The organism is Paraburkholderia sp., from assembly GCF_028283785.1.
Lineage (GTDB): Bacteria > Pseudomonadota > Gammaproteobacteria > Burkholderiales > Burkholderiaceae > Paraburkholderia.
The window spans coordinates 1,028,835-1,055,297 of sequence record NZ_JAPWKB010000019.1; the positions used below are offsets into that span (position 1 = coordinate 1,028,835).

At 65.2% G+C, this 26,463-nt stretch carries 21 protein-coding genes; 11 read left to right on the plus strand and 10 right to left on the minus strand.

The window, feature by feature from the left end; translation table 11 throughout:
• Window positions 1-73: 73 nt before the first annotated feature.
• From tsaB to PW947_RS26940, 4 genes are all read left to right on the plus strand, one after another.
• Window positions 74-1,018 carry a tRNA (adenosine(37)-N6)-threonylcarbamoyltransferase complex dimerization subunit type 1 TsaB gene (tsaB, locus tag PW947_RS26925; RefSeq protein WP_299635416.1) on the plus strand — a complete coding sequence of 315 codons (945 nt, stop codon included), beginning with the start codon at window positions 74-76 and terminating at the stop codon, window positions 1,016-1,018.
• Complete coding sequence (rimI, locus tag PW947_RS26930; protein WP_299635417.1) at window positions 1,015-1,509, plus strand: ribosomal protein S18-alanine N-acetyltransferase; 495 nt, start codon at window positions 1,015-1,017, stop codon at window positions 1,507-1,509. Before tsaB ends, rimI begins: the two co-directional genes overlap by 4 nt.
• The gene (locus tag PW947_RS26935; protein WP_299635418.1) at window positions 1,496-2,482 is read left to right on the plus strand and encodes a uracil-DNA glycosylase; all 987 of its coding nucleotides are present in this window, start codon (window positions 1,496-1,498) and stop codon (window positions 2,480-2,482) included. The genes rimI and PW947_RS26935 overlap by 14 nt, the downstream gene beginning before the upstream one ends.
• Before the next feature lie 134 nt (window positions 2,483-2,616).
• Window positions 2,617-3,717, plus strand: a complete 1,101-nt coding sequence (locus PW947_RS26940; RefSeq protein ID WP_299635419.1) for a DUF1853 family protein — start codon at window positions 2,617-2,619, stop codon at window positions 3,715-3,717.
• Between the two features lie 28 nt (window positions 3,718-3,745).
• Here the strand turns inward: PW947_RS26940 and thiD are convergent, their stop codons facing one another.
• Both thiD and lplT read right to left on the minus strand, forming a co-directional pair.
• Window positions 3,746-4,552, minus strand: coding sequence for a bifunctional hydroxymethylpyrimidine kinase/phosphomethylpyrimidine kinase (gene thiD, locus PW947_RS26945; RefSeq protein ID WP_299635420.1), 807 nt, complete (start codon window positions 4,550-4,552; stop codon window positions 3,746-3,748).
• A 28-nt stretch (window positions 4,553-4,580) separates the two neighbouring features.
• Complete coding sequence (gene lplT / locus PW947_RS26950) at window positions 4,581-5,888, minus strand: lysophospholipid transporter LplT (RefSeq protein WP_299635421.1); 1,308 nt, start codon at window positions 5,886-5,888, stop codon at window positions 4,581-4,583.
• 218 nt (window positions 5,889-6,106) lie between these two features.
• On the opposite strand from lplT, the gene alr reads away from it, so the two are divergent.
• From alr to PW947_RS26965, 3 genes are all read left to right on the plus strand, one after another.
• Window positions 6,107-7,177, plus strand: a complete 1,071-nt coding sequence (gene alr, locus PW947_RS26955) for an alanine racemase (RefSeq protein ID WP_299635422.1) — start codon at window positions 6,107-6,109, stop codon at window positions 7,175-7,177.
• Window positions 7,178-7,180: 3 nt separating this feature from the next.
• The gene (gene radA / locus PW947_RS26960; protein ID WP_299635423.1) at window positions 7,181-8,557 is read left to right on the plus strand and encodes a DNA repair protein RadA; all 1,377 of its coding nucleotides are present in this window, start codon (window positions 7,181-7,183) and stop codon (window positions 8,555-8,557) included.
• Between the two features lie 152 nt (window positions 8,558-8,709).
• On the plus strand, window positions 8,710-8,973 hold the full coding sequence (locus PW947_RS26965; protein WP_299635424.1) for a DUF2866 domain-containing protein: 264 nt from the start codon (window positions 8,710-8,712) through the stop codon (window positions 8,971-8,973).
• A 104-nt stretch (window positions 8,974-9,077) separates the two neighbouring features.
• On the opposite strand, the gene PW947_RS26970 is transcribed toward PW947_RS26965, so the two are convergent.
• Entirely contained in the window at window positions 9,078-10,511 is a 1,434-nt protein-coding gene (locus tag PW947_RS26970) for a CaiB/BaiF CoA-transferase family protein (RefSeq protein ID WP_299635425.1), read from the minus strand.
• Window positions 10,512-10,559: 48 nt separating this feature from the next.
• Window positions 10,560-12,512, minus strand: a complete 1,953-nt coding sequence (locus PW947_RS26975; RefSeq protein ID WP_299635426.1) for an ATP-binding cassette domain-containing protein — start codon at window positions 12,510-12,512, stop codon at window positions 10,560-10,562.
• A gap of 124 nt (window positions 12,513-12,636) precedes the next feature.
• On the opposite strand from PW947_RS26975, the gene PW947_RS26980 reads away from it, so the two are divergent.
• Window positions 12,637-13,125 (plus strand): glutathione peroxidase, encoded by a 489-nt coding sequence (locus PW947_RS26980; RefSeq protein WP_299635427.1) that lies wholly within the window; start codon window positions 12,637-12,639, stop codon window positions 13,123-13,125.
• A gap of 48 nt (window positions 13,126-13,173) precedes the next feature.
• Here PW947_RS26980 and cls read toward each other — a convergent pair whose 3' ends face one another.
• The 6 genes from cls to dapC all read right to left on the minus strand — a co-directional run bounded on the left by cls (window position 13,174) and on the right by dapC (window position 19,537).
• Window positions 13,174-14,613: a cardiolipin synthase gene (gene cls / locus PW947_RS26985; RefSeq protein WP_299635428.1), complete on the minus strand. Its 1,440-nt coding sequence runs from the start codon at window positions 14,611-14,613 to the stop codon at window positions 13,174-13,176.
• Between the two features lie 243 nt (window positions 14,614-14,856).
• A complete protein-coding gene (gene prmB / locus PW947_RS26990; RefSeq protein WP_299635429.1) occupies window positions 14,857-15,741 on the minus strand; it encodes a 50S ribosomal protein L3 N(5)-glutamine methyltransferase in 885 nt (294 codons plus the stop codon).
• Window positions 15,742-15,758: 17 nt separating this feature from the next.
• The gene (gene dapE, locus PW947_RS26995) at window positions 15,759-16,898 is read right to left on the minus strand and encodes a succinyl-diaminopimelate desuccinylase (protein WP_299635430.1); all 1,140 of its coding nucleotides are present in this window, start codon (window positions 16,896-16,898) and stop codon (window positions 15,759-15,761) included.
• Window positions 16,899-17,035: 137 nt separating this feature from the next.
• The gene (locus tag PW947_RS27000) at window positions 17,036-17,401 is read right to left on the minus strand and encodes an ArsC family reductase (RefSeq protein WP_299635431.1); all 366 of its coding nucleotides are present in this window, start codon (window positions 17,399-17,401) and stop codon (window positions 17,036-17,038) included.
• Window positions 17,401-18,228 carry a 2,3,4,5-tetrahydropyridine-2,6-dicarboxylate N-succinyltransferase gene (dapD, locus tag PW947_RS27005; RefSeq protein WP_299635432.1) on the minus strand — a complete coding sequence of 276 codons (828 nt, stop codon included), beginning with the start codon at window positions 18,226-18,228 and terminating at the stop codon, window positions 17,401-17,403. The genes PW947_RS27000 and dapD overlap by 1 nt, the downstream gene beginning before the upstream one ends.
• 67 nt (window positions 18,229-18,295) lie before the next feature.
• Entirely contained in the window at window positions 18,296-19,537 is a 1,242-nt protein-coding gene (dapC, locus tag PW947_RS27010; RefSeq protein WP_299635433.1) for a succinyldiaminopimelate transaminase, read from the minus strand.
• Window positions 19,538-19,931: 394 nt separating this feature from the next.
• On the opposite strand from dapC, the gene PW947_RS27015 reads away from it, so the two are divergent.
• The 3 genes from PW947_RS27015 to PW947_RS27025 all read left to right on the plus strand — a co-directional run bounded on the left by PW947_RS27015 (window position 19,932) and on the right by PW947_RS27025 (window position 26,271).
• Complete coding sequence (locus tag PW947_RS27015) at window positions 19,932-20,990, plus strand: DMT family transporter (RefSeq protein ID WP_299635434.1); 1,059 nt, start codon at window positions 19,932-19,934, stop codon at window positions 20,988-20,990.
• A gap of 148 nt (window positions 20,991-21,138) precedes the next feature.
• Window positions 21,139-24,657 (plus strand): chromosome segregation protein SMC, encoded by a 3,519-nt coding sequence (gene smc / locus PW947_RS27020; RefSeq protein ID WP_299635435.1) that lies wholly within the window; start codon window positions 21,139-21,141, stop codon window positions 24,655-24,657.
• A 276-nt stretch (window positions 24,658-24,933) separates the two neighbouring features.
• Entirely contained in the window at window positions 24,934-26,271 is a 1,338-nt protein-coding gene (locus tag PW947_RS27025) for a cell division protein ZipA C-terminal FtsZ-binding domain-containing protein (RefSeq protein ID WP_299635436.1), read from the plus strand.
• Window positions 26,272-26,463: the final 192 nt, after the last annotated feature.

The window sequence follows — 26,463 nt, forward strand, 5'->3', positions numbered from 1 at the left end:
ATTTCACGCGCGCAACGCCGACATGGCACGCTCGATGCCCGGCGAGCGCGAGTGCCGCATTACAATACGGGATATGACTCGAACTGTGCTGCTTGCCCTCGATACCTCGACCGAATATTGCTCGGTCGCGCTTCTGTCCGCCCCTCGAACGCCGGCGTCCGCCGGTACGTCCAACGCGTCGAACGCTCCCGGAACGGCGTCCTCAAACTCATCCGGCGACGAGGCCGCGCCGCAGGTATGGGTGCGTCACGAGGCGACCGGCGCCGTGTCCAGCACGCGTCTGCTGCCCGCGATCCGCGAGCTGTTCGACGAAGCGGGCATTTTGCTGTCCGACTGCGATGCCGTCGCGTTCGGTTCCGGTCCCGGCTCGTTCACGGGTTTGCGCACGGCCACCGGCGTGGCTCAAGGGCTGGCGTTCGGCCTGAACCGGCCGGTCGTGCCGGTCGGCACCTTGCTCGCATGCGCGGAATTCGCGCGTCTGCGCGATCCGTCGGTCACGCGTGTGCTGACTGCGCTCGACGCACGCATGGACGAAGTGTATTGGGCCGATTACGCATGGGACGACGCGCTCGGCGAGTGGCGCACCATTCAACCGGCATCGCTGGATGCGCCCGACCGGCTGGTGCTGCCGGATACGCCTTTCACGCTCGCTGGTAATGCGGCGGCGGCATTTGGCGAACGGCTGCCGGCGGTGTCGGCGGCGCAAACGGTGGATCGCGAGGCCTTGCCGCACGCGCAGCCGGTCGCGTACGCGGCGCTGCGCGCCTATCGCGCCGGGCGCACGCTTCCCGCCGATCAGGCCGCGCCGGAATACGTGCGCAACAAGGTCGCGCAGACCACGGCCGAGCGTATGGCCGACAAGGCGCAGAAAGCCGAGCAGGCTGCGGCCGCGCTGGCCGCGAGCCAGGCGGTGCAGGCCGATCCCGCTGCGGACGCGTCGGGCAGCGGATCTTCGCGTCAACGCGGACCGAACGAACACAGCGAGCACAGCGGAAAGGGCCGCGAGGGTGAACAATGAGCGGGGTGCTGCTGGCTGACCGCTACATGTCGCCAATGACCGAAAGCGACCTCGATGAGGTCGCCGAAGTCGAAAAGGTCGCCTACGAGTTCCCGTGGAGCCGCGGCAATTTTCAGGATTCGCTGCGCAACGGTTATTTCGGCGTGTGTCTGCGCCACGTGACGGGCAGCTTGCTCGGTTATTGCGTGCTGATGCCGGTGGTCGATGAAATGCATCTGCTTAATCTCTGCGTGACGCCGCCGGCGCAAGGTGCGGGTGCGGGGCTGGCGCTGTTGCGCGAAGCGGTGCGTCTGACGCGCGCCGAAAAACTCGACGGGCTGCTGCTCGAAGTGCGGCCGTCGAACCATCGGGCGATCAAGCTTTACGAGCATTTCGGCTTTACGTCGATCGGTCGCCGCAAGAATTACTATCCGGCGCGACATCGCAGCCGGGAAGACGCCATCGTGATGCGTTATTCGTTCGTCAAGGAGGGCGCAGATGGCGCTGCATGAATCGGCATTGGAAGAGTTCGGCATCTCGCCGATGTGGGTGCGCCGCGGGCTGACGCGCGCCGCCGCGATCGAGGTTGCAGCGGACGTCGCGGACGTCGCGGTCGACGCCGTGGCGCCTGATAGCGTCGCCGCGTCCGAGCCAACGCCAGCGCCGGTTCGCGCCGGGCGTGTCGAGCGCGCCGCACCTGCCGAGCGCGTCGAGCGTGCTGAGCAACCGCCCGCTGCACCGCGCGTGTTGGTCACACCAGCTACGCCGCCGACGCCACCAGCAGCAAAATCCCCGCAACAACTCGACGCGCCGCCAGACGACGACTTCGCGTGGTTCGACGATCTGCCCGCGAATTTCTCCACCGACGCTCCCGATTTCCCCGTCGAACGTGAAGCGGCGAATCCGTCGGTGCAGACGCTCGACTGGGACGCGCTCGCCGCACGCGTCGCGAATTGCGAACAGTGCCGGTTGTGCGAGAAGCGCACGAACACCGTGTTCGGCGTCGGCGATCGCGACGCGGACTGGATGCTGATCGGCGAAGCGCCGGGCGAACACGAGGACAAGCAGGGCGAGCCGTTCGTCGGTCCGGCCGGCAAGCTGCTCGACAACATGCTGCGTGCACTGACGCTCACGCGCGATACCAACGTCTACATCGCGAACGTGATCAAGTGCCGGCCGCCGGGCAACCGCAATCCCGAGCCCGATGAAGTCGCGCGATGCGAGCCGTACCTGAAGCGTCAGGTAGCGCTCGTGAAGCCGAAGGTGATCGTCGCGATGGGCCGTTTCGCCGCGCAGAGCCTGCTCAAGACCGAGGCCAGCATCTCGTCGCTGCGCGGCCGGGTCCACACCTACGAAGGCGTGCCCGTGATCGTCACGTACCACCCCGCGTATCTGCTGCGCAGCTTGCCGGACAAATCGAAGGCATGGGCCGATCTGTGCCTCGCGCGCGACACGTGGCGTCACGCCGGCGAGCAGGGCGGCTGATGACGCGCGGCGAACCGGCATCGAAGGACGCGGCGGCGGGCAGTGTCGCCGCCACCGGTGCGCTTGCGTCGGCGCCGCCTTTGCCTTCGCCGCTTCCGGCCGCTTCGTCAACTGCGTCTGCTTCAGTCGCTTCGATGTCATCGCCGTCAGCATCCGCGCCGTCGCCGTCGCCGTCGCATTTTGCCCTGACCGGTTTCCTCGACGAACTGCACGACCCCGCTGTCCGCGATCTTGCATGGCTGCTGTTCAGCGCCGATCTGTTGCACGCACAACCGCCCGTCGGCATGCTCGCCGAGCTTTTCGAGACGCCGATGGAGCGCGTCGCCACGCTCGACTGGCTGCGCGCGCTCGATGCGTCGCCGGCTGCGTTGCAACACGACATCGCCACGACGCGCCTGACGCGGCTCGGCCGCTACGCGGAATTTCTACTCGGCTGGTTTCTGGAACACGGACCGGCGGCGCGCGGTGTCGCGGCGGGCGTGCCGTTGCGGCGCGCAGGCGTCACGCTCGGCGAGTGCGATTTTCTGGTGGAGACGCAACGCGGCCAGCGTCTGCATTGGGAACTCGCGGTGAAGTGCTATCTGCACGCGGGCGATGGACGCGCGCAACTGGCCGATTACGTCGGTCCGAATCTGAAGGATCGTTTCGACCTGAAGCTCGCGCATCTGCTCGATCATCAATTGCCGTTGAGCGCGCGGGTCGAGTTTGCGTCGTTGGGCTATCGCGGACCTTGGGCCGCGCAGATGGTCGTCAAAGGCTGGCTGTTCTACCGGCGTCGCGACACGCTCGATGTCGACTTCGAAAACGACGGTGGCGAAGGCAGCGTCACGACGCATGCCGACGCTGCGCTGGCGATCCCGCCGGAGCTCGCGGCTGCGCACGCGCGTGGCTGGTGGACGACGCGCGCGGAATGGCTCGAAGTCGCGGCGCGGCATGCGCCCGCCTGGAAGGTGTTGTCGCGGCTGGAGTGGCTTGCGCCGCGTCGCTATGAAATTTCAGACGGGGATGCGGAGCTCGCCGCCGACGCCGGTTGCGTCGATGCCGGCTCGCTGCATGCGCGGATCGCGCATCAAACCGGTCCGACGATGGTGGCAGCGTTCACGCGCGACGCGTCCGGCCGCTTCACCGAACGCTCACGCGGCTTCGTCGTCCCGGACGACTGGCCCGATCGCGCGCATGCGTATGCGCGGGAATTCATCGCAAAACGCGTCGCCGCCGACGCGCGCAAGCCTTAGCCTTCGCGCGTCCGCCCGACCCGCACGCTTACCACCAGCGGTAGAAGTGATGCACCGGCCCGACGCCGTGGCCGACGTCCAGCATGTCGCTGTGTTCGAGCGCGCCCGTCAGATAGGTCTTGGCATCGGCGACCGCGCTCGCCAGGTCCGCGCGCTGCGGCAGCAGCGCCGCAATCGCCGACGACAAGGTGCAACCCGTGCCGTGGGTGTTTTTCACCGGAATGCGCGGTGCGCCGAGGCGCAACGTGCCGCTGTCCTGAATCAGCCAGTCGGGGCTGTCGGCGGCGGTGAGGTGGCCGCCTTTCATCAGCACCGCACGCGCGCCGAGCGCCCGCAAGGCTTCGCCGTGCGCGAGCATGCCGGGCTCGTCGGTGGCGGCGGACAGGCCGAGCAGCGCAGCGGCTTCCGGCAGATTCGGCGTCAATAGATCGGCAAGCGGCAGCAGCTCGTCGCGAACCGCGGCGACCGCATCGGGCGCGAGCAGCGCGTGATTGCTCTTCGAGATCATCACCGTGTCGAGCACGATGTGCTTCGGACGATGGCGGCGCAATGCGTCGGCGACCGCGCGCACCACCTGCGCATTGGCGAGCATGCCGATCTTCACCGCGTCGATACGGATATCGTCGAATACGGCGTCGAGCTGCGCGGTCACGAACGACGCGTCGGGCGTATGGATCGCCGTCACGCCGCGCGTGTTCTGCGCGGTCAACGCCGTGATCACGCTCGCGCCGTACGCGCCGAGCGCCGAGAACGCCTTCAGATCGGCCTGGATGCCGGCGCCGCCGCCGGAATCGGAACCGGCGATCGTCAGCACATTGGGAATGGTTTGAGTCATGGAGCGAGCGGGTCGACGAGTCGGCGCATCAATGCTTGACTTCGCCGATCAGCGCGACGGAATCGAATGCGCGCTGATTGGCCTGATGACGGCGCATCACGAGCCACATCATCACGCAGACGAACGTGCCGAACAGCACGATCACGGCGGCGACCGGCACGTCGAGCCACACCAGCACCGCGTACAGGCACAGCATCACCAGCACCGACAGGTTTTCGTTGAAGTTCTGCACGGCGATCGAATGACCGGCCGACAGCAGCACGTGGCCGCGATGTTGCAGCAGCGCGTTCATCGGCACGACGAAGAAGCCCGACAAGCCACCGACGATCATCAGGAAAATGTACGCGACGATCAGGTAGCCCGGCACGTGAATCTTGCCGAAGTAGATGCCCCAATGCGCGGGGAACAGGTTGCGGGTGTAGAACGCCATCAGCATCACGGCGATGCCCATCATGATGCCCACCGGCAACACCGACAGCGACTTTTTCAGCGGCACGCGCGATGCAGCAATGATCGCGCCCGCCGCGACGCCGACCGCCACCACGGCCTGCAGAATGGCCGCCTCGGACAACGACATGTTCAGCGACACTTCGGCCCATTTCAGCACGATGAATTGCAGCGTCGCGCCCGCGCCCCAGAACAGCGTGGTCACGGCCAGCGAAATCTGGCCGAGCTTGTCGCGCCACAGCACGAGGAAGCAGTCGGCGAAGTCGGTGACGAGCTTGATCGGGCCGCGTTCCTGTTTCGGATAACGCGCGCCGGTGTCGGGAATGCGCAGATTGAAGAGCGCCGCGATCACGTAGATCGCCATGATCACCAGCATCGCCGCTTCGGCGGGCGTGTGCACGGAGGGAATGTGGTAGTGCAGGATGGGCGCGGCGATATGCGGGCTGATCAGCGCGCCGCCGAGAACCGTGCCGAGAATGATCGAACCGACGGTCGTGCCTTCGATCCAGCCGTTTGCCGCGACGAGCCGGTCAGGCGGCAGCAGTTCGGTGAGAATGCCGTATTTGGCGGGCGAGTACGCCGCTGCGCCGAAACCCACGATGCCGTACGCAATCAGCGGATGCGCGCCGACCAGCATCGTGATGCAGCCGAGCACCTTGATGGTGTTGGTGACGAACATGACGCGCCCCTTGGGACGCGAATCGGCGAAGGCACCGACGAAGGCGGCAAGAACGACGTACGACAGCACAAAGAACAACTTGAGCAGCGGCGTCATCCAGTTGGGGGCGTGAAGATCTTTCAGCAGTGCAATAGCAGCGATCAGAAGCGCATTGTCGGCCAGCGACGAAAAAAACTGCGCGGCCATGATGGTGTAAAAACCTTTTTTCATCTGATGCGATGCTGTCCTCGCTGCGGTCCGTCCGCCCCGGCCGGGTGCTATACGTCCGGGCTTATTCCGTTCGAAATGGGTTGTGCGCACGGCTTTATATCACGAAAATACTGACATTCAGACTAGCAGAATCCTTGATCGGCCCACCCAGTGGATGTTGTAGCGCTGAAAACGCGCTGTAAGCTCCTGATTCGCAAGCGTCTTTACTGAAAAAACTCATGCCGCGCCCCCTCTCAGCCACGATCCATACCGCCGCTCTCGCCAATAATCTCGCCGTCGTCCGTCGCTACGCGCCGAACTCCAAAATTTGGGCTGTCGTCAAAGCCAATGCGTACGGTCATGGACTGGCGCGCGCCTTTCCGGGCTTGCGCGCAACCGACGGCTTCGGACTTCTGGACCTGGAAGAAGCGGTGAAGTTGCGTGAATTGGGCTGGGCCGGGCCAATTTTGTTGCTCGAAGGCTTTTTCCGTCCCACCGATATCGACGTGATCGACCGTTACAGCCTGAGCACCGCGCTGCATTCGGACGAGCAGTTGCGCATGCTCGAAATGGCGCGCCTGTCCAAACCGGTCAATATCCAGCTGAAGATGAACAGCGGCATGAACCGGCTCGGCTACACGCCCGAGAAATTCCGTGCCGCCTGGGAGCGCGCGCGCGCCTGCCAGGGCGTCGGCCAGATCACATTGATGACCCATTTTTCCGACGCCGACAGCCAGCGCGGCGTCGCCTATCAGGTGGACGCCTTCGAACGCGGCGCGCAAGGCATCGCGGGCGCGCGCAGTCTGGCCAATTCGGCGGCCACGCTGTGGCATCCCACCACGCATTTCGACTGGGTGCGTCCCGGCATCATCCTGTACGGCGCATCGCCGTCGGGTGTGACTGCCGCGATCGAGGGCACCGGCTTGCAACCGGCCATGACGCTCGCGTCGGAACTGATCTCGGTGCAGACGCTCGGCGAAGGGCAGACGGTCGGCTACGGCTCGTCGTTCAAGGCGCGCGGTCCGATGCGCGTGGGCATCGTCGCGTGCGGCTACGCGGACGGCTATCCGCGTATCGCGCCGGAAGGCACGCCGGTGATCGTCGACGGTATCCGCACGCGGATCGTCGGCCGTGTGTCGATGGACATGCTGAACGTCGATCTGACGCCGTGTCCGAACGCGGGCGTCGGCTCGCGCGTCGAACTGTGGGGCAATGCGCTGCCCATCGACGACGTCGCGCAGGCGTGCGGCACGATCGGTTACGAGTTGATGTGCGCCGTCGCGCCGCGTGTGCCGGTTCGGGCGGAATAACGCGTGGCTAAACAGAAAACGCTGTACAGCTGCACCGAATGCGGCGGGCAATCGCCGAAATGGCAGGGTCAATGCCCTGCCTGCAACGCGTGGAATACGCTGGTCGAAGGCGTCGCGGAAACGCCGTCCGCGCATCGCTTCCAGGCGCTGGCGAAGAGCGCGCCGGTCCAGCGCCTCGCCGATATCCAGGCATCCGACGTCCCGCGCTTTTCCACCGGCGTCGGCGAATTCGACCGCGTGCTGGGCGGCGGCCTGGTGCCGGGCGGCGTGGTGCTGATCGGCGGCGATCCGGGCATCGGCAAATCCACGTTGCTGCTGCAATCGCTCGCGGAAATCGCCAGCGAGCGCCGCGCGCTCTACATCAGCGGCGAAGAATCCGCGGCGCAGATTGCGTTGCGCGCGCAGCGGCTGTCGTTGCTCGAACCGGGTTCGAAGGCGAGCGAACTGCAACTGCTCGCGGAAATCCAGCTCGAAAAAATCCAGGCCACGATCACCAGCGAACGGCCCGATGTCGCCGTCATCGACTCGATCCAGACCATCTATTCGGAAGCGCTGACGTCGGCGCCCGGCTCGGTCGCGCAGGTCCGCGAATGCGCGGCGCAGCTTACGCGGATTGCGAAGCAGTCGGGCACGGCGATCATCCTGGTCGGTCACGTGACCAAGGAAGGCGCGCTCGCCGGTCCGCGCGTACTCGAACATATCGTCGATACGGTGTTGTACTTCGAAGGCGACACGCATTCGTCGTTCCGTCTGGTGCGCGCGTTCAAGAACCGTTTCGGCGCGGTCAACGAACTCGGCGTGTTCGCGATGACGGAGCGCGGCTTGCGCGGCGTGGCCAATCCGTCGGCGCTGTTTTTGTCGCAGCACGAGCAGATCGTGCCGGGCTCGTGCGTGCTGGTGACGCAAGAGGGCACGCGGCCGTTGCTGGTCGAAGTGCAGGCGCTGGTCGATTCGGCCAACGCGCCGAATCCGCGTCGTCTCGCAGTGGGCCTCGAACAGAACCGTCTGGCGATGCTGCTCGCGGTTTTGCATCGGCACGCGGGCATTGCCTGCTTCGATCAGGACGTGTTCCTGAACGCCGTGGGCGGCGTCAAGATCACCGAACCGGCCGCCGACCTCGCCGTTCTGCTGGCGATCCACTCGTCAATGCGTAACAAAGCGTTGCCGAAGGGCTTGGTGGTATTCGGCGAAGTGGGGCTCGCCGGCGAGATCCGGCCGTCGCCGCGCGGTCAGGAACGCCTGAAGGAAGCCGCGAAGCTTGGCTTCACGTCGGCGGTGATTCCCAAGGCCAACGCGCCCAAGCAGCCGATCGACGGCTTACAGGTTATTGCCGTCGAACGTCTCGAACAGGCGATCGACCGGGTTCGCGACCTCGAATAATCGGGCGCGGCGGAAATTGCCGCGTTGCAGCGTGCGAGGCGCGCGGTAACGTCCGGTAAATATCTCCATGGTGACCGTAACGCACGGCGCATTCTTTTTGCCTAAGCTGGCCGCATTCGTTATCCGTCTGATGCGGAAGAAAGGATTGCGCCGTGAAACATTCTGCTGAAACCCTCATCGACCGTCCGCTGACGTTGCGCGGCTGCCGCGTGTCCGAGCCGATCCGCCAGCCGTGGGGCGGCGCGTGCCGGATCGTCGAGTGGATCGGGTCGGGCGGCCAGATTTCGCGCCGCGTGGTCGCCGAACACGTCACCGCCGACGAAGTCCGCGCGACGATCAACCGTCATGTCGAAGGCCGCAAGCACTTCCTCGTGGACGACGAAGGCACACCGCGGCACACCTTGCCGCGGCGGTGATTTGCGCCGGGCCGTGCCGCTGCCGCGCGGTGGAAGAACCGTTCGCCGGTTGATGCGCCGGAAAACCGGTAACGCCGTTGCGCTGCAGCCGCCACCCGCGCGACTTACGTGTCGTACGGCGTGCGAGGGCGGTTCGGATTGATCGGCGGCGCAGCTGGCGCGGCGTCGCTGTTTTGTGCCGGAGCCGCAGGCTGTACGCCGGGACCGGACGGATTGGCGTTGCCCGCGCCTTCAACCGCGCTTTCAGGCGACCCGTCGATCGCTCCTTCAGACGCCACTTCACCCATTGCGCCTCCCGTCGCGTCCGACAGCGTTTCTGTCTGCTGCATCTCGTGCGCGGGCGGCGCCACCGGTTGCTGGCCGGCATAGGGGTTGACGCCATACGGCACATAACCGCCATGCACGAACGGGCCTGCAGGTGACGCCGCGTGCTGGGGATTCAGGCCGTGCATATCGTTCGCGTGGTTCGCATCGTCGGACTCGTCGCTGTCCGGGTCGGCATGATCCTGACGCGGATTGAACAGCGGATGCGCGGCTGCCTCGGCGGCCGTCAACACCGGCGATACGCAGCAGTCGAGCGGTTCCAGCAGCGCCAGCCAGTCATCCAGCGTCTGATTGCCGAACAGTTCGGTCAATTCCAGCGTCAACGCCTTCGCGTCCGGGCCGCCGATTGCCTGACCGAGACTCCAGTGCCGCACCGCCCATTCGGGCCGATCCAGCGCCATGCACAACGTTTCCCAGAATTTGTGTTCGAGCGCGCCGAGCGCGAGCCAGCGGCCATCGAGCGTTTCGTACAGGTTGTAGCAGGGCACGCCGCCGTTCAGCAGCCCGCTGCCGGCCGGTGGCGCGTTACCGTCGTTCAGCACGCCGATCTGCGCGACCAGATTGTGAGCGTGCGTGACATGCGCCATCGAGACATCCACGAAGCGTCCTTCGCCGCCGCGCGCAACCTGCCACAGTGCCGCGAGAATCTGCGTGACGGCCGCGAGCGCGCCGCCGAGCAGGTCGGCAATCTGGAAGTTGGGGAGAATCGGCGCGCCGTCGCGGCTCGACAACTGGTCGAGCACGCCCGCGTACGCGATGTAGTTCAGGTCGTGACCGGCTTGTTGCGCGTACGGGCCTTCGGTGCCGTAGCCGGTGATCGCGCAATAGACGAGCTTCGGATTGGCCTCGCGCAAGGTCTCGTAATCGCAACCGAGCCGCGTCATCACGCCCGGCCGGAAGCTTTCGATCAGCACGTCCGCCTCACGCGCGAGCGCACGCAACACCGTGCGTCCCGCTTCGGATTTCAGGTCGAGCCGCGTTTCACGCTTGCCGCGATTGACGATCCGGTAGAACGCACCGGGCCGTCCGGCCACCCGGTCCGCCGACGACTGCATCATCGTGCGGGTCGGGTCGCCGGCGCCCGGCGCTTCGATTTTCAGCACTTCGGCGCCGAGTTCCGCGAGCCTTAGCGCGGCCACCGGGCCGGGCAACAGACGCGTCAGATCGAGCACGCGCAAACCTTGCAAGGGCAGGGATGTTTGAACCGTCGACAATGCCAACCTCTGGTCGATGCGGGCGCGGCGAAAAAACTGAAGCTGCCGCTAACCGATTTGTTCGAGTTCCTCGTGCTTGTCGAGCCATTCGGCTTCGAGTGCTTCGAGGCGCGCATTCACCTCGGCCTGACGACGGATCGCGTCGGTCAGCCGGGCCTTCTGTGCGACATCGTAACTGGCCGGGTCGGCGACGATCGCATCGAGCGTCGCTTTTTCGGCATTCAGCGTGTCCATCTCCTTTTCGATCTTCTGGATGCGGTTCTGCAACGGCTTCTTCAGTTGCGAGAGCTTCTGCCGCGTTTCCGCGTCCTGACGGCGCTGTCCCTTGCGATTCTGCCCGTTGTCGCCGTCGGCGGCGTCCGCATTCGACCCGCCGCCGTTACCGTTGCCCGCTTTCAGCGCGGCGCGCTGTTCGGCGGCATGTTGCAGCAGCCAGTCGCGGTAGTCGTCGAGATCGCCGTCGAACGGATGCAGCCGGTGCTTTGCAACCAGCATGAACTGATCCGTGGTGGCGCGCAGCAGATGCCGGTCGTGCGACACGAGGATCAGCGTGCCTTCGAACTGCGCGAGCGCCATCGTCAGCGCGTGACGCGTTTCGAGATCCAGGTGATTGGTCGGTTCGTCGAGCAGCAGCAGATTCGGCTTTTGCCAGATGATCAGCGCGAGCGCGAGACGGGCTTTTTCGCCGCCGGAGAACGGCGCGATTTTCGCGGTCGCCATCTCGCCGGAGAAGTTGAAGCCGCCGAGAAAGTCGCGCAGTTCCTGTTCGCGCGTGTCCGGCGCGAGCCGCGCCAGATGCTGCAACGGGGAATCGTCGGGACGCAGCGTTTCCAGTTGATGCTGCGCGAAATAGCCGATCCGCAAGCCTTTGCCTTCGCGCACGTGACCACCGAGCGGATCGAGCGTGGTGGCGAGCGTCTTGATCAGCGTGGATTTGCCCTGGCCGTTTGCGCCGAGCAGGCCGATGCGCTGACCGTTCTGGATAGACAGCGTGACCTGCTCGACAATCGGAATCTCGGTGTTGTCTTCCGTGCGATAGCCGCAGCGCACGCCTTCCATCACCAGCATCGGATTGGGCGCGGAATCGGGCGTGCGGAATTCGAACGTGAACGGCGAGGCCGCATGCGCGGGCGCGATCAGCTCCATCTTTTCGAGCGCCTTCACGCGGCTCTGCGCCTGGCGCGCCTTGGTGGCCTGCGCCTTGAAGCGGTTGATGTAGCTTTGCAGATGCTCGACCGTGCGCTGCTGCTTCACATACGCGCTTTGTTGCAGCGCGAGTTGCTGCGCGCGCAGGATTTCGAACTGCGTGTAGTTGCCGCCGTAACGTTTGATCTGCTGATGTTCGAGATGCAGCGTGACGTTACAGATTGCATCGAGGAATTCGCGGTCGTGCGAAATCACGACCACGGTGCCCGGATAGCGCTTCAGCCAGTCTTCGAGCCAGACGATCGCGTCGAGATCCAGGTGATTGGTCGGTTCGTCGAGCAGCAGCAGGTCGGAGCGGCACATCAGCGCCTGCGCGAGGTTCAGGCGCATCCGCCAGCCGCCCGAGAAGCTGCTGACCGGCTCGCGGGTCTGTTCCATCGTGAAGCCCAGACCGAGCAGCAACGCTTCGGCGCGTGCGGGCGCGGTGTAGCCGTCGGCGTCGGCGAATGCGGCGTGCGCCTCGCCTTCCGCCGCACCGTCGTGCGCGGCCGACGCGCGGGCGATCTCCGCTTCGATGGTGCGCAGCGCGGCGTCGCCGTCGAGCGTGTACGCGAGCGCGGTTTTATCTGCGGCGGGCGTTTCCTGCGCGACGTGTGCGATCTGCCACGACGGCGGCAACGAGAAATCGCCGCCGTCGGCATGCAATTCGCCGAGCAGCACCGAAAACAGCGTGGACTTGCCCGCGCCGTTCGCACCGACGAGCCCGGCTTTTTCGCCGGGGTTCAGCGTGAACGTCGTGTTGTCGAAAAGCGGCTTCGTGCCGCGCGCGAGACTGAACTGGTTAAAGCGGATCACAGTGACGCCGGTTGGAGAAAAACGCTATTTTAGACCGGCCCGCCCGATGCGCGGCATCGGCCATTCGGCCGACTGTTCACACGGGCCATTTCGCTTAGACTGACGGCTTTCGGGAGAGACGCTTATGACATCTGCAACCTCGGTGTATTCGTTCACGGCGCGCACGCTGGGCGGCGAGGAAATCAGTCTGGAACGCTACAAGGGCCGGGTGCTGCTTATCGTGAACACCGCCAGCGAATGCGGATTCACGCCGCAATACGCAGGCTTGCAGAAGCTGCACGACGCTTACGCGGCGCGCGGTCTCGACGTGCTCGGGTTTCCGTGCAACCAGTTCGGCAAGCAGGAACCGGGCGACGCGACGCAGATCGGCAGTTTCTGCGAAAAGAATTACGGCGTGTCGTTTCCGATGTTCGACAAGATCGACGTGAACGGCGCGAACGCGCATCCGCTGTATCGCTATCTGACGGGCGAAGCGCCGGGTGTGCTCGGGATCGAAGCGATCAAATGGAATTTCACCAAGTTTCTGGTGAATCGCGATGGCGAGGTGATCAAGCGCTACGCGCCGCTGACCAAGCCCGACGCAATCGTCGGCGATATCGAAAAGCTGCTGTAACCGGCGCGAACGGCTGCGCTGCGGTGCCGGGAAGGTTCCGGCTGCGCGTCACAGCACCGGCGCGAACAGCCGCGCAACGTGCATCGCCACGCGGCGCAGCGCCGGCGCCTTGCGATACTCGTTGCGGTCTATCTCGAACGAATCGGCAAAGTCGCGCAGCAGCATCGCTTCGACTTCGGCGGCGAAGCCGGTGTCCACGGTCAGCACGGTCACTTCGAAGTTGAGCCGGAACGACCGGTTGTCGAGATTCGCGCTACCCACGGCAGCCGCGACGTCGTCGATCAGCACCACCTTTTGATGCAGGAAGCCCGGGCGGTAACGAAACACGCGGATTCCCGCGCGCACGGAATCGTATGCATACACTTTCGACGCCTCGAACACCACGAGGTGATCGCGCCGGCTGGGAATCAGGATGCGTACGTCCACGCCGCGCAACACGGCAAGGCGCAGCGCGGCGAACACGGCTTCGTCGGGAATCAGATAGGGCGTCGTGATCCAGACGCGCCGATGCGCGGCATTGATCGCCTCGACGAAGAACAGCGAGCAGGTTTCCTGCTTGTCGGCGGGACCGGTCGGGATCACCAGGCAGTGCATGCCTTCGTCGTTGCCGTCGAACGGCGGCGTGTCGAGTGGCGGAAGTTGCTGGGTCGCCCAATGCCAGTCTTCGGTGAAGACGAACTGGATGCTGGCCACCGCCGGGCCGCGCACTTCGATATGCGTATCGCGCCACGGCGACAGCGGCGGCTTGCTGCCCAGGTATTCGACGCCGACGTTATGACCGCCGACGAACGCACGCACGCCGTCCACCGAGACGATCTTGCGGTGATTGCGGAAGTTCAGCTGAAAGCGGTTGACGAAGCGCCGGTTGGTTGCGAACGGATGCGTTTCCACGCCCGCCGCGCGCAACGCGGCCACATAACGATGCGGCAGATCAAAACTGCCGATGCTGTCGTACAGGAAATACACCCGCACGCCTTGTTGCGCTTTTTCGATCAGCAGGTCTTTCAGCATCTCGCCGAGCGCATCGTCGCGCACGATAAAGAACTGCACGATCACATAGTGTTCGGCATGCTCGATTGCGTCGAAGATCGCGGCGAAGGTGGCTTCGCCGTTGACCAGCGTGCGGACCTGATTGCCCGGCAGGAACGGCATGCCGCCCAGCCGGGTCAGCGAATTGACGAAGCGGGCGCCGAGCGCGTGGGTGGGCGTGCCGCGCGATGAATCCAGCACGTCCCACTCGGGCGGATGCGTGCGGGTGCGCATCAGTTCGTTGTCGAGGCGACGCGCGTCCGCGTAACCGGCGAACTTGCTGCGCCCGAGGAACAGATACGGCACGAGCGTGAAGTAGGGCATCGCGACCAGCGACACGGCCCACGCGATCGCGCCTTGCGAGGTGCGCGTGTTGAGAATGGCGTGGCACGCCGCGACGACGCCGAGCACATGTGCGAGCGCCACCAGCGTGCCGATGTGAAGCAAATCGAATTGCATAACGGATGCGCAGGATTCACGAAATGCCTGCCGGCGCGCCGGATCGGGCTGGACCGGGCGGCTGGCAGGTTGACCGCGCTCATCTTACCGAAGCCTTCCGTGTTGCGGTCGGCTTCGTCGGTGGGAATGAACGTCGCGCGGATGGCGGCGAGGTTCGGTGCCGCCGTTCAGTGAGGAAACGGCGGCGGGGTTGCTGCGTGTTTTGCCGCGTGTCGGCTGCGGGCTGTAGCTTCGGCCCGGCGTTCAGGACGGCAGGTCAGCGGCCTGGATCAGGAACACGTTGTCGTCGCCGGCACTGGTGGACAGCCACACGAGATCGAGGCCGCCGAAGGCTGCCTCGACATGCGCGCGTTCGTTGCCGATCTCGACCACCAGCACGCCTTCGTCGGTCAGCCAGTTGCGGGCTTCGGCGATGATCCGGCGCACGATGTCCATGCCGTCGGCTCCGCCTGCCAGCGCCATTTCCGGCTCGTGACGATATTCGGCGGGCAGCGCCTGCATCGAATCGGCGTTGACGTACGGCGGATTGGTGATGATCACGTCGTAGCGGCGCTCGGGCAGCGGCGCGTACAGATCGCCTTCGAACAGCGCGATGCGCTCGTCGAGCTTGTAGTCGTCGACGTTGCGGGTGGCGACTTCGAGCGCCGGCGCGGACAGGTCCACCGCGTCGATATCCGCGTTCGGAAACGCGTGCGCGGCGAGGATCGCGAGGCAGCCCGAGCCCGTGCACAGTTCGAGCACGGCGCCGACCTGTTCCGGATCTTCGACATACGGTTGCAGGCCATCCTGCAACAGTTCGCCGATAAACGAACGCGGTACGATCACGCGTTGATCGACGAAGAAACGGTAGCCGTGCATCCACGCTTCCTGCGTGATGTACGCAGCGGGCAGGCGATCCGTCGCCCGGCGTTCGATCACGTTCAGCACGGCGTCGATCTCGGCCGGCGCGAGGCGCGCGTCGAGGAACGGTTCGAGCATATCGAGCGGCAGATGCAGCGTGTGCAGCACCAGATACGCGGCTTCGTCGTAAGCGTTGGCGGAGACATGACCGAAGGACAGATCGGCTTGGGTGAAACGCGTCACTGCAAAACGCAGCAGGTCGCGGACGGTGGAAAACGGAAGCGTCATCGCTGATAAATCCTCGGTCAGGCGACCAGTTGTTCGAGCACGCGGCGATACACGTTCTTCAGCGGCTCGATATGGGCGAGCTCGATATGCTCGTCGATTTTGTGAATGCTGGCGTTCAGCGGGCCGAACTCGACCACCTGTTCGCAGATGCGCGCAATAAAGCGGCCGTCCGACGTGCCGCCCGTGGTGGACAGTTCCGTCGTGACGCCGGTTTCGTCCTTGATGGCTTTGGCGAGCGCGTTCGACAGATCGCCGCGCGGCGTCAGGAACGGCAGGCCGCTGACACTCCAGGCGAGGTCGTATTCGAGGCCGTGTTTGTCGAGGATCGCGTGCACGCGCGCCTGCAAGCCTTCCACGGTGCTCGCGGTCGAAAAACGGAAGTTGAACAGCACGTCGGCGTGACCCGGAATCACGTTGGATGCGCCGGTGCCGCTGTGGATATTCGACACCTGCCACGTGGTGGGCGGGAAATAGTCGTTGCCTTCGTCCCAGTGCTCGGCCACCAGTTCGGCCAGCGCGGGCGCGAGCAGATGCACCGGGTTTTTAGCCAGATGCGGATAGGCGATATGACCTTGCACGCCCTTGACGACCAGCTTGCCGGACATCGAGCCGCGACGGCCGTTCTTGACCGTGTCGCCGAGTTCCGTACTGGAAGTGGGTTCGCCGACGATGCAGTAATCGAGCCGTTCGCCACGCGCCTGCAGCGCTTCGACTACCTTGACGGTGCCGTCGGTGGCGGGGCCTTCTTCGTCGCTGGTGATCAGGAACGCGATCGAGCCGCGGTGCGCCGGATGCGCCGCGACGAATTCCTCGCTGGCCACCACGAAACCCGCGATCGACGTCTTCATGTCGGCCGCGCCGCGTCCGTACAGCTTGCCGTCACGATGCGTCGGCTCGAACGGCGCCGACGCCCATTGTTCGAGCGGGCCGGTCGGCACGACGTCGGTGTGGCCCGCGAACACGAGCAGCTTGCCGTTCGTGCCGTCGACGCCGCGTTTGATCGCCCACAGGTTCGTGACGCCGTTCGATTCGATCGTTTCGGATTCGAAGCCGAGTGCGCCCAGGCGTTCGATCAGAAGGCGCTGGCAATGCTGGTCGTCGGGCGTGACGGACGCACGCGCGATCAGTTGTTCGGTGAGGGCGAGGGTGCCGGACATGGATTCAGTGCAAGCCACTTGAAGATGAAAAAAAGCCGGCGAACAGGTGACTCACCTTCGCCGGCAACAGCGTGTGCGCGCGCGGTTGTCGTGTGAAAACACGGGCGCCGCGCGCGACTGCGTTCGTACAAACGCGTTCAGGCAAACAGGGTCTCGTACTGCTCCGCGTTGAAGCCGAGCGTCTTGACCTTGCCATTGACGACCACCACCGGCCGCTTGATCACGGACGGCTTGTGGATCATCAGCGCGATTGCGCCGGACGGCGTGTCGGCCGCGGCTTTCATCGCGTCGGACAGCGCGCGCCACGTCGTACCGCGACGGTTCAGCAGCGAGTCGAGCGGCACGTCCTTCAGCCAGTCCTGCACGAGCGGTTCGGTCACGCCGGCTTTCTTGATGTCGTGAAACTCGAAATCGACGCCGTGTTCTTCGAGCCACACCCGCGCTTTCTTCACGGTGTCGCAGTTCGGAATCCCGTAGACGACGGTCTTCGTGGCGTTCGCCATCAGTCGCCTCGCAGCAATTCGTTCAGGCCGACCTTGGCGCGCGTCTTTGCGTCGACCTTCTTGACGATGACCGCGCAGTACAGGCTGTGCGAGCCGTCTTTCGACGGCAGGTTGCCCGCGACCACCACCGAGCCGGCCGGAATGCGGCCGTACGTGACTTCGCCGGTTTCGCGATCGTAAATCTTGGTGCTCTGGCCGAGGTACACGCCCATCGAGATCACCGAGTTTTCTTCGACGATCACGCCTTCGACGACTTCCGAGCGCGCGCCGATGAAGCAGTTGTCTTCGATGATGACGGGGTTTGCCTGCAGCGGTTCCAGCACGCCGCCGATGCCCACGCCGCCCGACAGGTGGACGTTCTTGCCGATCTGCGCGCACGAGCCGACGGTGGCCCACGTGTCGACCATCGTGCCTTCGTCGACGTAAGCGCCGATGTTGGTGTACGACGGCATCAGCACGACGTTCTTGCCGATGAACGAGCCGCGGCGCGCGATGGCCGGCGGCACGACGCGGAAGCCGCCTGCGGCGAAGTCTTCAGCGGTGTAGTTCGCGAACTTCGACGGTACCTTGTCGTAGAACTGCGAGTAGCCGCCGGCGGGCATCGGCGCGTTGTCTTCCAGGCGGAACGACAGCAGCACGGCCTTCTTCACCCATTGATTGACGATCCATTCGCCGTCTTTCTTCTCGGCGCAGCGCAGCGCGCCCTTGTCGAGGTTTTCGATGACGTGGGCGACGGCTTCGCGGATGTCGGCCGGTGCGGCTTTCGGCGACAGTTCGGCACGGTTTTCCCAGGCGGTATCGATGATCTGCTGAAGTTGTTGCGACATATTCGTGTGGTGAAGTTGAAGTCTGAAGATGGAGGGGCGACGCGTGTCAGCGGCGTATCAACTGACGTTAGCGCGCGAGCGAACGGCAAAAATCGACGATGCGCTGTGCGCCTTGCGTGCACTCGTCGACATCGGCGACGAGCGCGATGCGCACGAAGTTGCGGCCGGGGTTCGTGCCATGCGCGGTACGCGCGAGAAACGAGCCCGGCAGGACCGTCACATTATAGTCGGCGTAGAGACGCCGGGCGAACTCGTCGTCCGTGAGGCCGGTGCGCGTGACATCGGCCCACAGGTAAAACGCGGCGTCGGGTAGACGCACATCGAGCACCTCGGCGAGCATCGGCGTGACGGTGTTGAATTTCTGCACGTACATCGCGCGGTTTTCGCGCACGTGCGCCTCGTCGTTCCATGCGGCCACGCTGGCCATCTGGTAGACCGTGGACAGCGCGGCGCCGTGGTACGTACGGTACAGCAGGAACTGCTTGAGGATCGCGGCGTCGCCCGCGACGAAGCCGGAGCGCATGCCCGGCACGTTCGAGCGCTTCGACAGGCTCGACAGCATCACGAGCCGTTCGAAATTGCGGCCCAGCTTGTGCGCAGCTTCGAGGCCGCCGAGCGGCGGGTTGGCTTCGTCGAAATAGATTTCCGAGTAGCACTCGTCGGAGGCGATCACGAAACCGTAGCGGTCCGACAGCGCGAACAGTTCGCGCCAGTCGTCGAGCGTCATCACGGCGCCGGTCGGGTTGCCCGGCGAACACACGTAGACCAGCTGCGTGCGCGCCCAGATCGCTTCCGGGACCGCGGAGTAATCGCAGGCGAAATTACGTGCCGGATCGCTATTGACGAAATACGGCTGCGCGCCCGCGAGCAGCGCGGCGCCTTCGTAGATTTGGTAGAACGGGTTCGGACAGAGTACGATCGCGGGCTCGTCACCGGCATCGTCCGATGCGTTGTCCGTCGCGTCCCGGCACGGATCGATCACCGTCTGCGCCAGCGCGAACAGCGCCTCGCGCGACCCCGACACCGGCAGCACCTGCGTGGCCGGATCGACGGGCGGCAGGCTGTAGCGCTGCGTGACCCAGTTTGCGATCGACTCGCGCAGCGGCAGCGAACCGAGCGTTGCCGGATACGACGCCAGACCGCCGAGCGACGCGATCACCGCATCGCGGATCAGCGCGGGCGTCGGATGTTTCGGCTCGCCGATACCGAAGCTGATCGGCTTGAGGTCGGCGGACGGCTTGACGTCGGCAAACAGCACGCGCAGTTTTTCGAACGGATAGGACTGAAGGGAGTCGAGTAGCGGGTTCACTTGGCGGATCGGCCTGATCGGAAACGACGAAGAAGGGCGGGAAACGGATGTTCAGAACGGATGGCTCAGATGATGCAGATGATGCCGGAAACCGCTGGACGCACAGCGCAGCAGCGGTGAGCACCGAATTATAACGTGGCCGGGCGCGAGCCGGGCCGGAGCCCGACCGGGCGCGCGGCCACCAGCAGCGCACGGCAGGCAGCACGCAACATAGAGCAGGCAGCACGGCACACGAAGTACGCAGCACGCAGCACGAAGGGTCAGGCGACCGTCGTCCGCGAAGACCCGCTAATGAAACACGGAGACGCACCACCGTCATGCACGTCCTCATCTCCATTTTCGCGCGACCCATCGCGCACCGTCCGCCGGGCGCCCCGTGCCGGCGCATCGCGCCATGACCGCGTGGCTGCGTAACGGCTGGCCGACGCTCGCGATCATGCTCGGCGCGTCGGTCTGGGGCATGATCTGGTATCCGCTGCGCATGCTCAATGCGCTCGGCGTCAGCGGCACGGCCGCGAGCGCGCTGACGAGCGGCGCGGGCTGTCTGTTCGTGCTGCTGGTGCGCCGCAAATCGCTTGCCACGGTGCGCTGGCACTGGCTGCTGCCCACGCTCGGTTTCGCGTCCGGGATCACCAATCTGGGCTTCGTCTGGGGCACGATCCACGGTGAAGTGATGCGCGTGTTGCTGCTGTTCTATCTGACCCCGGCGTGGACCGCGCTGTTCGCCCACTTCATCCTGCACGAACGTCTGACATGGTCGGGCGCGGCGCTCGCCGGTCTGTCGCTGATGGGCGCGGTCACGATGCTGTGGTCGCCGCAACTCGGTCTGCCGGTGCCCGGCAGTCCCGCCGAATGGGCCGGGCTCGCCGCCGGCATGGGTTTCGCGATGAGCAACGTGCTGATCGTCAAGACCAGCCGCGTGTTGCCGCAGATGAAACCCGAAATGCGCACCGCGACGATCTTCGGCGGCGCGGCGATCTTCGGTTGCATCGCGTCGTTTTTCGAGGCGATGCCCGCGCCGCCGATCGGCGCGCATATCGCCAATTTCGGCCCGGCGGCGTTGCTGGTGCTCGGGCTCGGTTTCGTGCTGGCGTCGAACAATATGCTGGTTCAATACGGCCTCGCGCGCGTGCCGGCCAACCGGGCGTCGATCATCATGCTGTTCGAAATCGTCGTGACCGCGTTGTCGGCATGGCTGTTCGCGGGAGAAACCCCCGGCCCGCGCGAATGGACGGGCGGCGCGTGCATCGTCGTGGCGTCGTTGCTGTCCAGCTGGGTGCATCGCACCCGCAGCAAACCGCCCCGGGACAACGGCGGCATGAGCGCCGACGAAGCGCACGAACTGGCGTTGCTGGACGACGCGCACAGCGTCAGCTACGGCGCCGCGCAAGCGGCCGGCGGCGCGCCGGATCAGTCCGCGCGGGTTAAAGACCGCCCACGCGCGATGGTATGATTGCCCCTGCTCGCCGCAGCGCGCGTCACCCGCGCGGCTGCGGCGCTTCATATCGCAGTGGGCACGCGTTGCGCGTGGCGCCGGAGCAGTTGGCGCACGCGAGATGCCGGCTCACCTCCAATTACTCCTTTCAAACAGCGATATCGCCGTGCGTCTGACCTCGATAAAACTCGCTGGCTTCAAGTCATTCGTCGATCCCACGCATTTCCAGGTTCCGGGCCAGCTCGTCGGCGTGGTCGGTCCCAATGGTTGCGGCAAGTCCAACATCATCGATGCCGTGCGCTGGGTGCTCGGCGAATCGCGCGCGTCCGAGTTGCGCGGCGAGTCGATGCAGGACGTGATCTTCAACGGCTCGACCGCGCGCAAGCCCGGCAGCCGGGCCAGCGTCGAACTCGTCTTCGATAACGCCGACGGCCGTGCTGCGGGCCAGTGGGGCCAGTATGCGGAAATCGCCGTCAAGCGCGTGCTGACGCGCGACGGCACGTCGAGCTACTACATCAACAACCTGCCGGCGCGACGTCGCGACATTCAGGACATCTTCCTCGGCACCGGGCTCGGCCCGCGTGCGTACGCGATCATCGGCCAGGGCATGATCTCGCGGATCATCGAGGCGAAGCCCGAAGAACTGCGCGTGTTCCTCGAAGAAGCCGCGGGTGTGTCGAAGTACAAGGAACGCCGCCGCGAGACCGAAAACCGTCTGCACGACACGCGCGAAAACCTGACGCGCGTCGAGGACATCGTCCGCGAACTCAGCGCGAATCTGGAAAAGCTCGAAGCGCAGGCGATCGTCGCGACGCGCTACAAGGAATTGCAGGCCGACGGCGAAGAGAAGCAGCGGCTCTTGTGGTTGCTGCGCAAGAACGAAGCGGGCGGCGAGCAGGAACGTCAGAAACGCGCCATCGAGCAGGCGCAGATCGACCTCGAAGCGCATACCGCAAAACTGCGCGAAGTCGAGGCGCAACTCGAAACCTTGCGGGTCGCGCACTATTCGGCCAGCGACGCGATGCAGGGCGCACAAGGCGCACTGTACGAAGCGAATTCCGAGGTCAGCCGTCTCGAAGCCGAGATCAAGTTCATTGTCGAATCGCGCAATCGCGTGCAGGCGCAGATTGCTGCGCTGACGGCGCAGCGTGAGCAATGGCAAGCGCAAGCGCAAAAGGCGCAGGACGATCTCGCCGACGCGGAAGAACAGCTGTCGGAGGCGGAAGAAAAGGCCGCCATCGCCGAAGACGACGCAGCCGCGAAGCACGACGCGATGCCCGCGCTCGAAGCGCAATGGCGCGATGCGCAGACGCAACTGAACGCGGAGCGCGGCGGCATCGCGCAGACCGAACAGGCGTTGAAGCTCGAAGCCGCGCATCAGCGCAATGCCGATCAGATGTTGCAGCAGTTGCAGCAGCGTCACGAACGGCTGAAGTCGGAAGCGGGCGGTCTGGACGCACCCGACGAAGTGCAGCTCGAAGAGATGCGCATGCAGCTCGCCGAGCATGAGGAAATCCTCAACGATGCGCAGATGCGTCTGTCCGACGCGCAGGAAACGCTGCCGCGTCTGGATGGCGAACGGCGCAGCGCGCAGGAACGCGTGCAGTCCGAAAGCGCGCAGATTCATCAGCTCGAAGCACGGCTTGTCGCGCTGAAGCAATTGCAGGAAAACGTCCAGACCGAAGGCAAGATCCAGCCGTGGCTGGACAAGCACGAACTGGGCGGCCTGCCGCGTCTGTGGAAAAAGCTGCATGTCGAAGCCGGTTGGGAAACCGCGCTCGAATCGCTGCTGCGCGAGCGCCTTGCCGCGCTCGAAATCTCGAATCTCGATTGGGTCAAGGCGTTCGCCACCGACGCACCGCCCGCCAAGCTCGCGTTCTATTCGCCGCCCGCAGCCGGTCAGCCGGTCGCGACGCCGGCCGCGCTGCGGCCGGTGCTGTCGCTGGTGCGGATCGACGACGCGGGTTTGCGCGCGGTATTGAACGACTGGCTCGGCCAGGCGTTCGTCGCCGACGACCTCGCGCAAGCGCTCGCAATGCGCGCGCAGTTGCCCGAAGGCGGCGCGTTCGTCGTCAAGGCGGGGCATCTGGTCACGCGCGTCGGCGTTCAGCTCTACGCGGCGGATTCCGAGCAGGCCGGCATGCTGGCCCGTCAGCAGGAAATCGAAAATCTGACGCGTCAGGTGCGCGCGCAGGCTTTGCTGTCGGACGAAGCGAAAGCCGCCGCGATCCGCGCCGAAGCCGCGCACACGCAGGCGGCGCACGCACTGACCGAAGTGCGTCAGCAGGCCGAGCGCGCCACGCAACGCGTCCACGCGCTGCAACTGGACGTGCTCAAGCTCACGCAGGCGCACGAACGCTACACGCAGCGCAGCACGCAGATTCGCGAGGAACTCGACGAAATCACCGCGCAGGTCGATGAAAAGCGCGCGATGCGCGCGGAGTCGGAAGCGAATTTCGAGCGTTACGACGGCGAACTCGCCGAATTGCAGGCGCGTTTCGAAGACAACCAGCTCGCGTTCGAAGCGCTCGACGAAAAGTTGACCGCTGCACGTGCGCAAACCCGCGATCTCGACCGCGCCGCCACCGACGCGCGCTTTGCCGCGCGCAACATGGCGAACCGGATCGACGAGCTGAAACGCAGCATCCAGATCGCGCACGATCAGAGCGAACGCGTGGCCGCGTCGCTGGAAGACGCGCGCGCCGAGCTCGAAACCATCAACCAGCAAACCGCGCATACCGGTTTGCAGGAAGCGCTGGAACTGCGCGCGGTGAAGGAAGAGTCGCTGCACGCGGCGCGTCTCGAACTGGACGATCTGACCGCGAAGCTGCGCGCGGCCGACGAGTTGCGTCTGAGCTCGGAGCGGGCTTTGCAGCCGCTGCGCGATCGCATCACGGAATTGCAGTTGAAGGAACAGGCCGCGCGTCTGAACGGCGAGCAGTTCGTCGAGCAGCTGGCGGCGGCGGGTGTCGATGAAGCCGAATTGCAGGCCAAGCTGACGCCGGATATGAAGCCGTCGTATCTGCAAGGCGAAGTGACCCGCATCAACAACGCGATCACCGCACTCGGACCGGTCAACATGGCCGCGCTCGACGAGCTGAAAGCGGCGAGCGAGCGCAAGACCTTCCTCGACGCGCAGTCCGCCGATCTGACGAGCGCCATCGACACGCTGGAAGACGCGATCCACAAGATCGACCAGGAAACGCGCACGCTGCTGCAAGGCACGTTCGACGAGGTCAACCGGCATTTCGGTGAACTGTTCCCGCGTCTTTTCGGCGGCGGACAGGCGAAGCTGATGATGACCGGCGACGAAATTCTCGACGCCGGCGTTCAGGTTCTCGCACAACCGCCGGGCAAGAAAAACTCGACCATTCACCTGCTGTCCGGCGGCGAAAAAGCGCTGACCGCGACCGCGCTGGTGTTTGCGATGTTCCAGTTGAATCCGGCGCCGTTCTGTCTGCTCGACGAAGTCGATGCACCGCTCGACGACGCGAACACCGAGCGCTTTGCGAACCTGGTGCGCGCGATGTCCGAAAAGACGCAGTTCCTGTTCATCTCGCACAACAAGATCGCGATGGAAATGGCGCAGCAACTGATCGGCGTGACGATGCAGGAGCAGGGCGTGTCGCGGATCGTTGCAGTGGACATGGAAACCGCGGCCGGTTTCGCCCAGAATATCGGTTAGGTAATAGAAAGCAGAAATTAGAGACGGGCGCCCGGCGATCGGGCGCCGGGCTTCGGGGTGTCGCCATGCGGCCGTGTGTGACGCGGCAGGCTTGGTCAATGTGATGATCCACGGGATCCACGTGACAGGGCGACCCGGAGTCCGGCAGCCGCACGGACAGGCCGAAGGGCGGAAGACGGAACGAGACGTGGGTCGCAAAGGCGACCCACGTCTCGACCTGTGCACGCACGGCAGACGGCGCCCCGCGCAAACAGAAGAATTGCTGATGGAGCATGCATGGACGAGTTGACACTCGGGTTGATCGGCGCTGGCGCCGTGGTGGTCGGGGGCGTGGTGGTGTACAACGCATGGCAGGGCGCCAAGGTGCGCCGGCGCATGCCACGGGCGATGCCGGCCGACGCCGCGGAAGCCTTCGCGCGCGACGATCACGAAGAGCAAAGTCCGTTTATCGAACCGGCGCGGCCCACTACGCGGCGCGAGCCGGTGATCGGCGAAACCCAGGCGGAAACGGAATCGCGCGTCGAGCCGACCTTCGGCATGGCTGCGCCGCTCGACACGGCCGCCGACATTCAGGCCGAAACCGTCACGCCGAACGGCTTCGCGGAAGCCGAAGCGCTGCGCGAAGGCGAAGCGGCGAGCGCCGGAACGCACGCGGAAGCGTCTGCCGAAGCGTCGGCGCAAGCCGCCAGCGCGCCCGCGGCCCAGACGGTCAAAACCGACACCCCCGACACCCACGCGCAAGACGATCACATCGAACCGGTGATGCCGGCCGCCACGACGATTTCGTCGGCGCCGCCTGCGCTGGTCGATCGGCGGATCGATTGCATCGTGCCGATCCGGCTCGCCGGTCCGGTCGCGGGCGACCGCGTGGTGCCGCTGGCGCAGCGGCTGCGTCGCGCGGGCAGCAAGCCGGTGCACATCGAAGGCAAGCCGGATGGCGGCGGCGCGTGGGAATTGCTGCAAAACGGCGTGCGCTACGAAGAACTGCGCGCGGCCGCGCAGCTCGCGAACCGCAGCGGTCCGCTGAACGAGCTGGAGTTTTCCGAGTTCGTCACCGGCGTCCAGCAATTCGCGGACGCAATCGACGCCGCGCCGGAATTCCCGGACATGATGGAAACCGTCGCGATGGCGCGTGAGCTCGACGGATTCGCCGCGCAGTGCGACGCGCAACTGTCGATCAACGTGATGTCCGACGGCGCGCCGTGGTCGGCGAACTACGTGCAGGCGGTCGCGTCGCAAGACGGCTTGCTGCTGTCGCGCGACGGCACGCGCTTCGTCAAGCTCGACGGCAAGCAGAGCCCAGTGTTCATGCTGCAATTCGGCGACACCAACTTCCTGCGCGACGACCTGACGTACAAGGGCGGCGACGTCGTGACGCTGGTGCTCGACGTGCCGGTCGCCGACGAAGACATCCTGCCGTTCCGACTGATGGTCGATTACGCGAAGTCCCTGGCGGAGCGGATCGGCGGTCGGGTGGTCGACGATGGCCGTCGGCCGTTGCCGGAGAGCTCGTTGCTGGCAATCGAAAAGCAGTTGATGACGCTGTATGCGAAGCTGGAGCAGGCGGGCATCCCCGCTGGCTCGCCGGCAACGCGGCGTCTGTTCAGCCAGTAAAGGCCGGTCGGGCCCAGCCGGGAACGTCCGGAACCAGACGCGCCGCATCGATGCGGCGCGTTTTTTTTCGTCCGCGTTTCGCGTCGTCGTCGCCGCCGCGACGACGCGCGGCGAACGCCGATCGTCTCGACCCGACCTGTGCCGCCGAACGCACGCCCGGCGCTGGTTGCGCGCGTAAGTTCCCCATTTGAT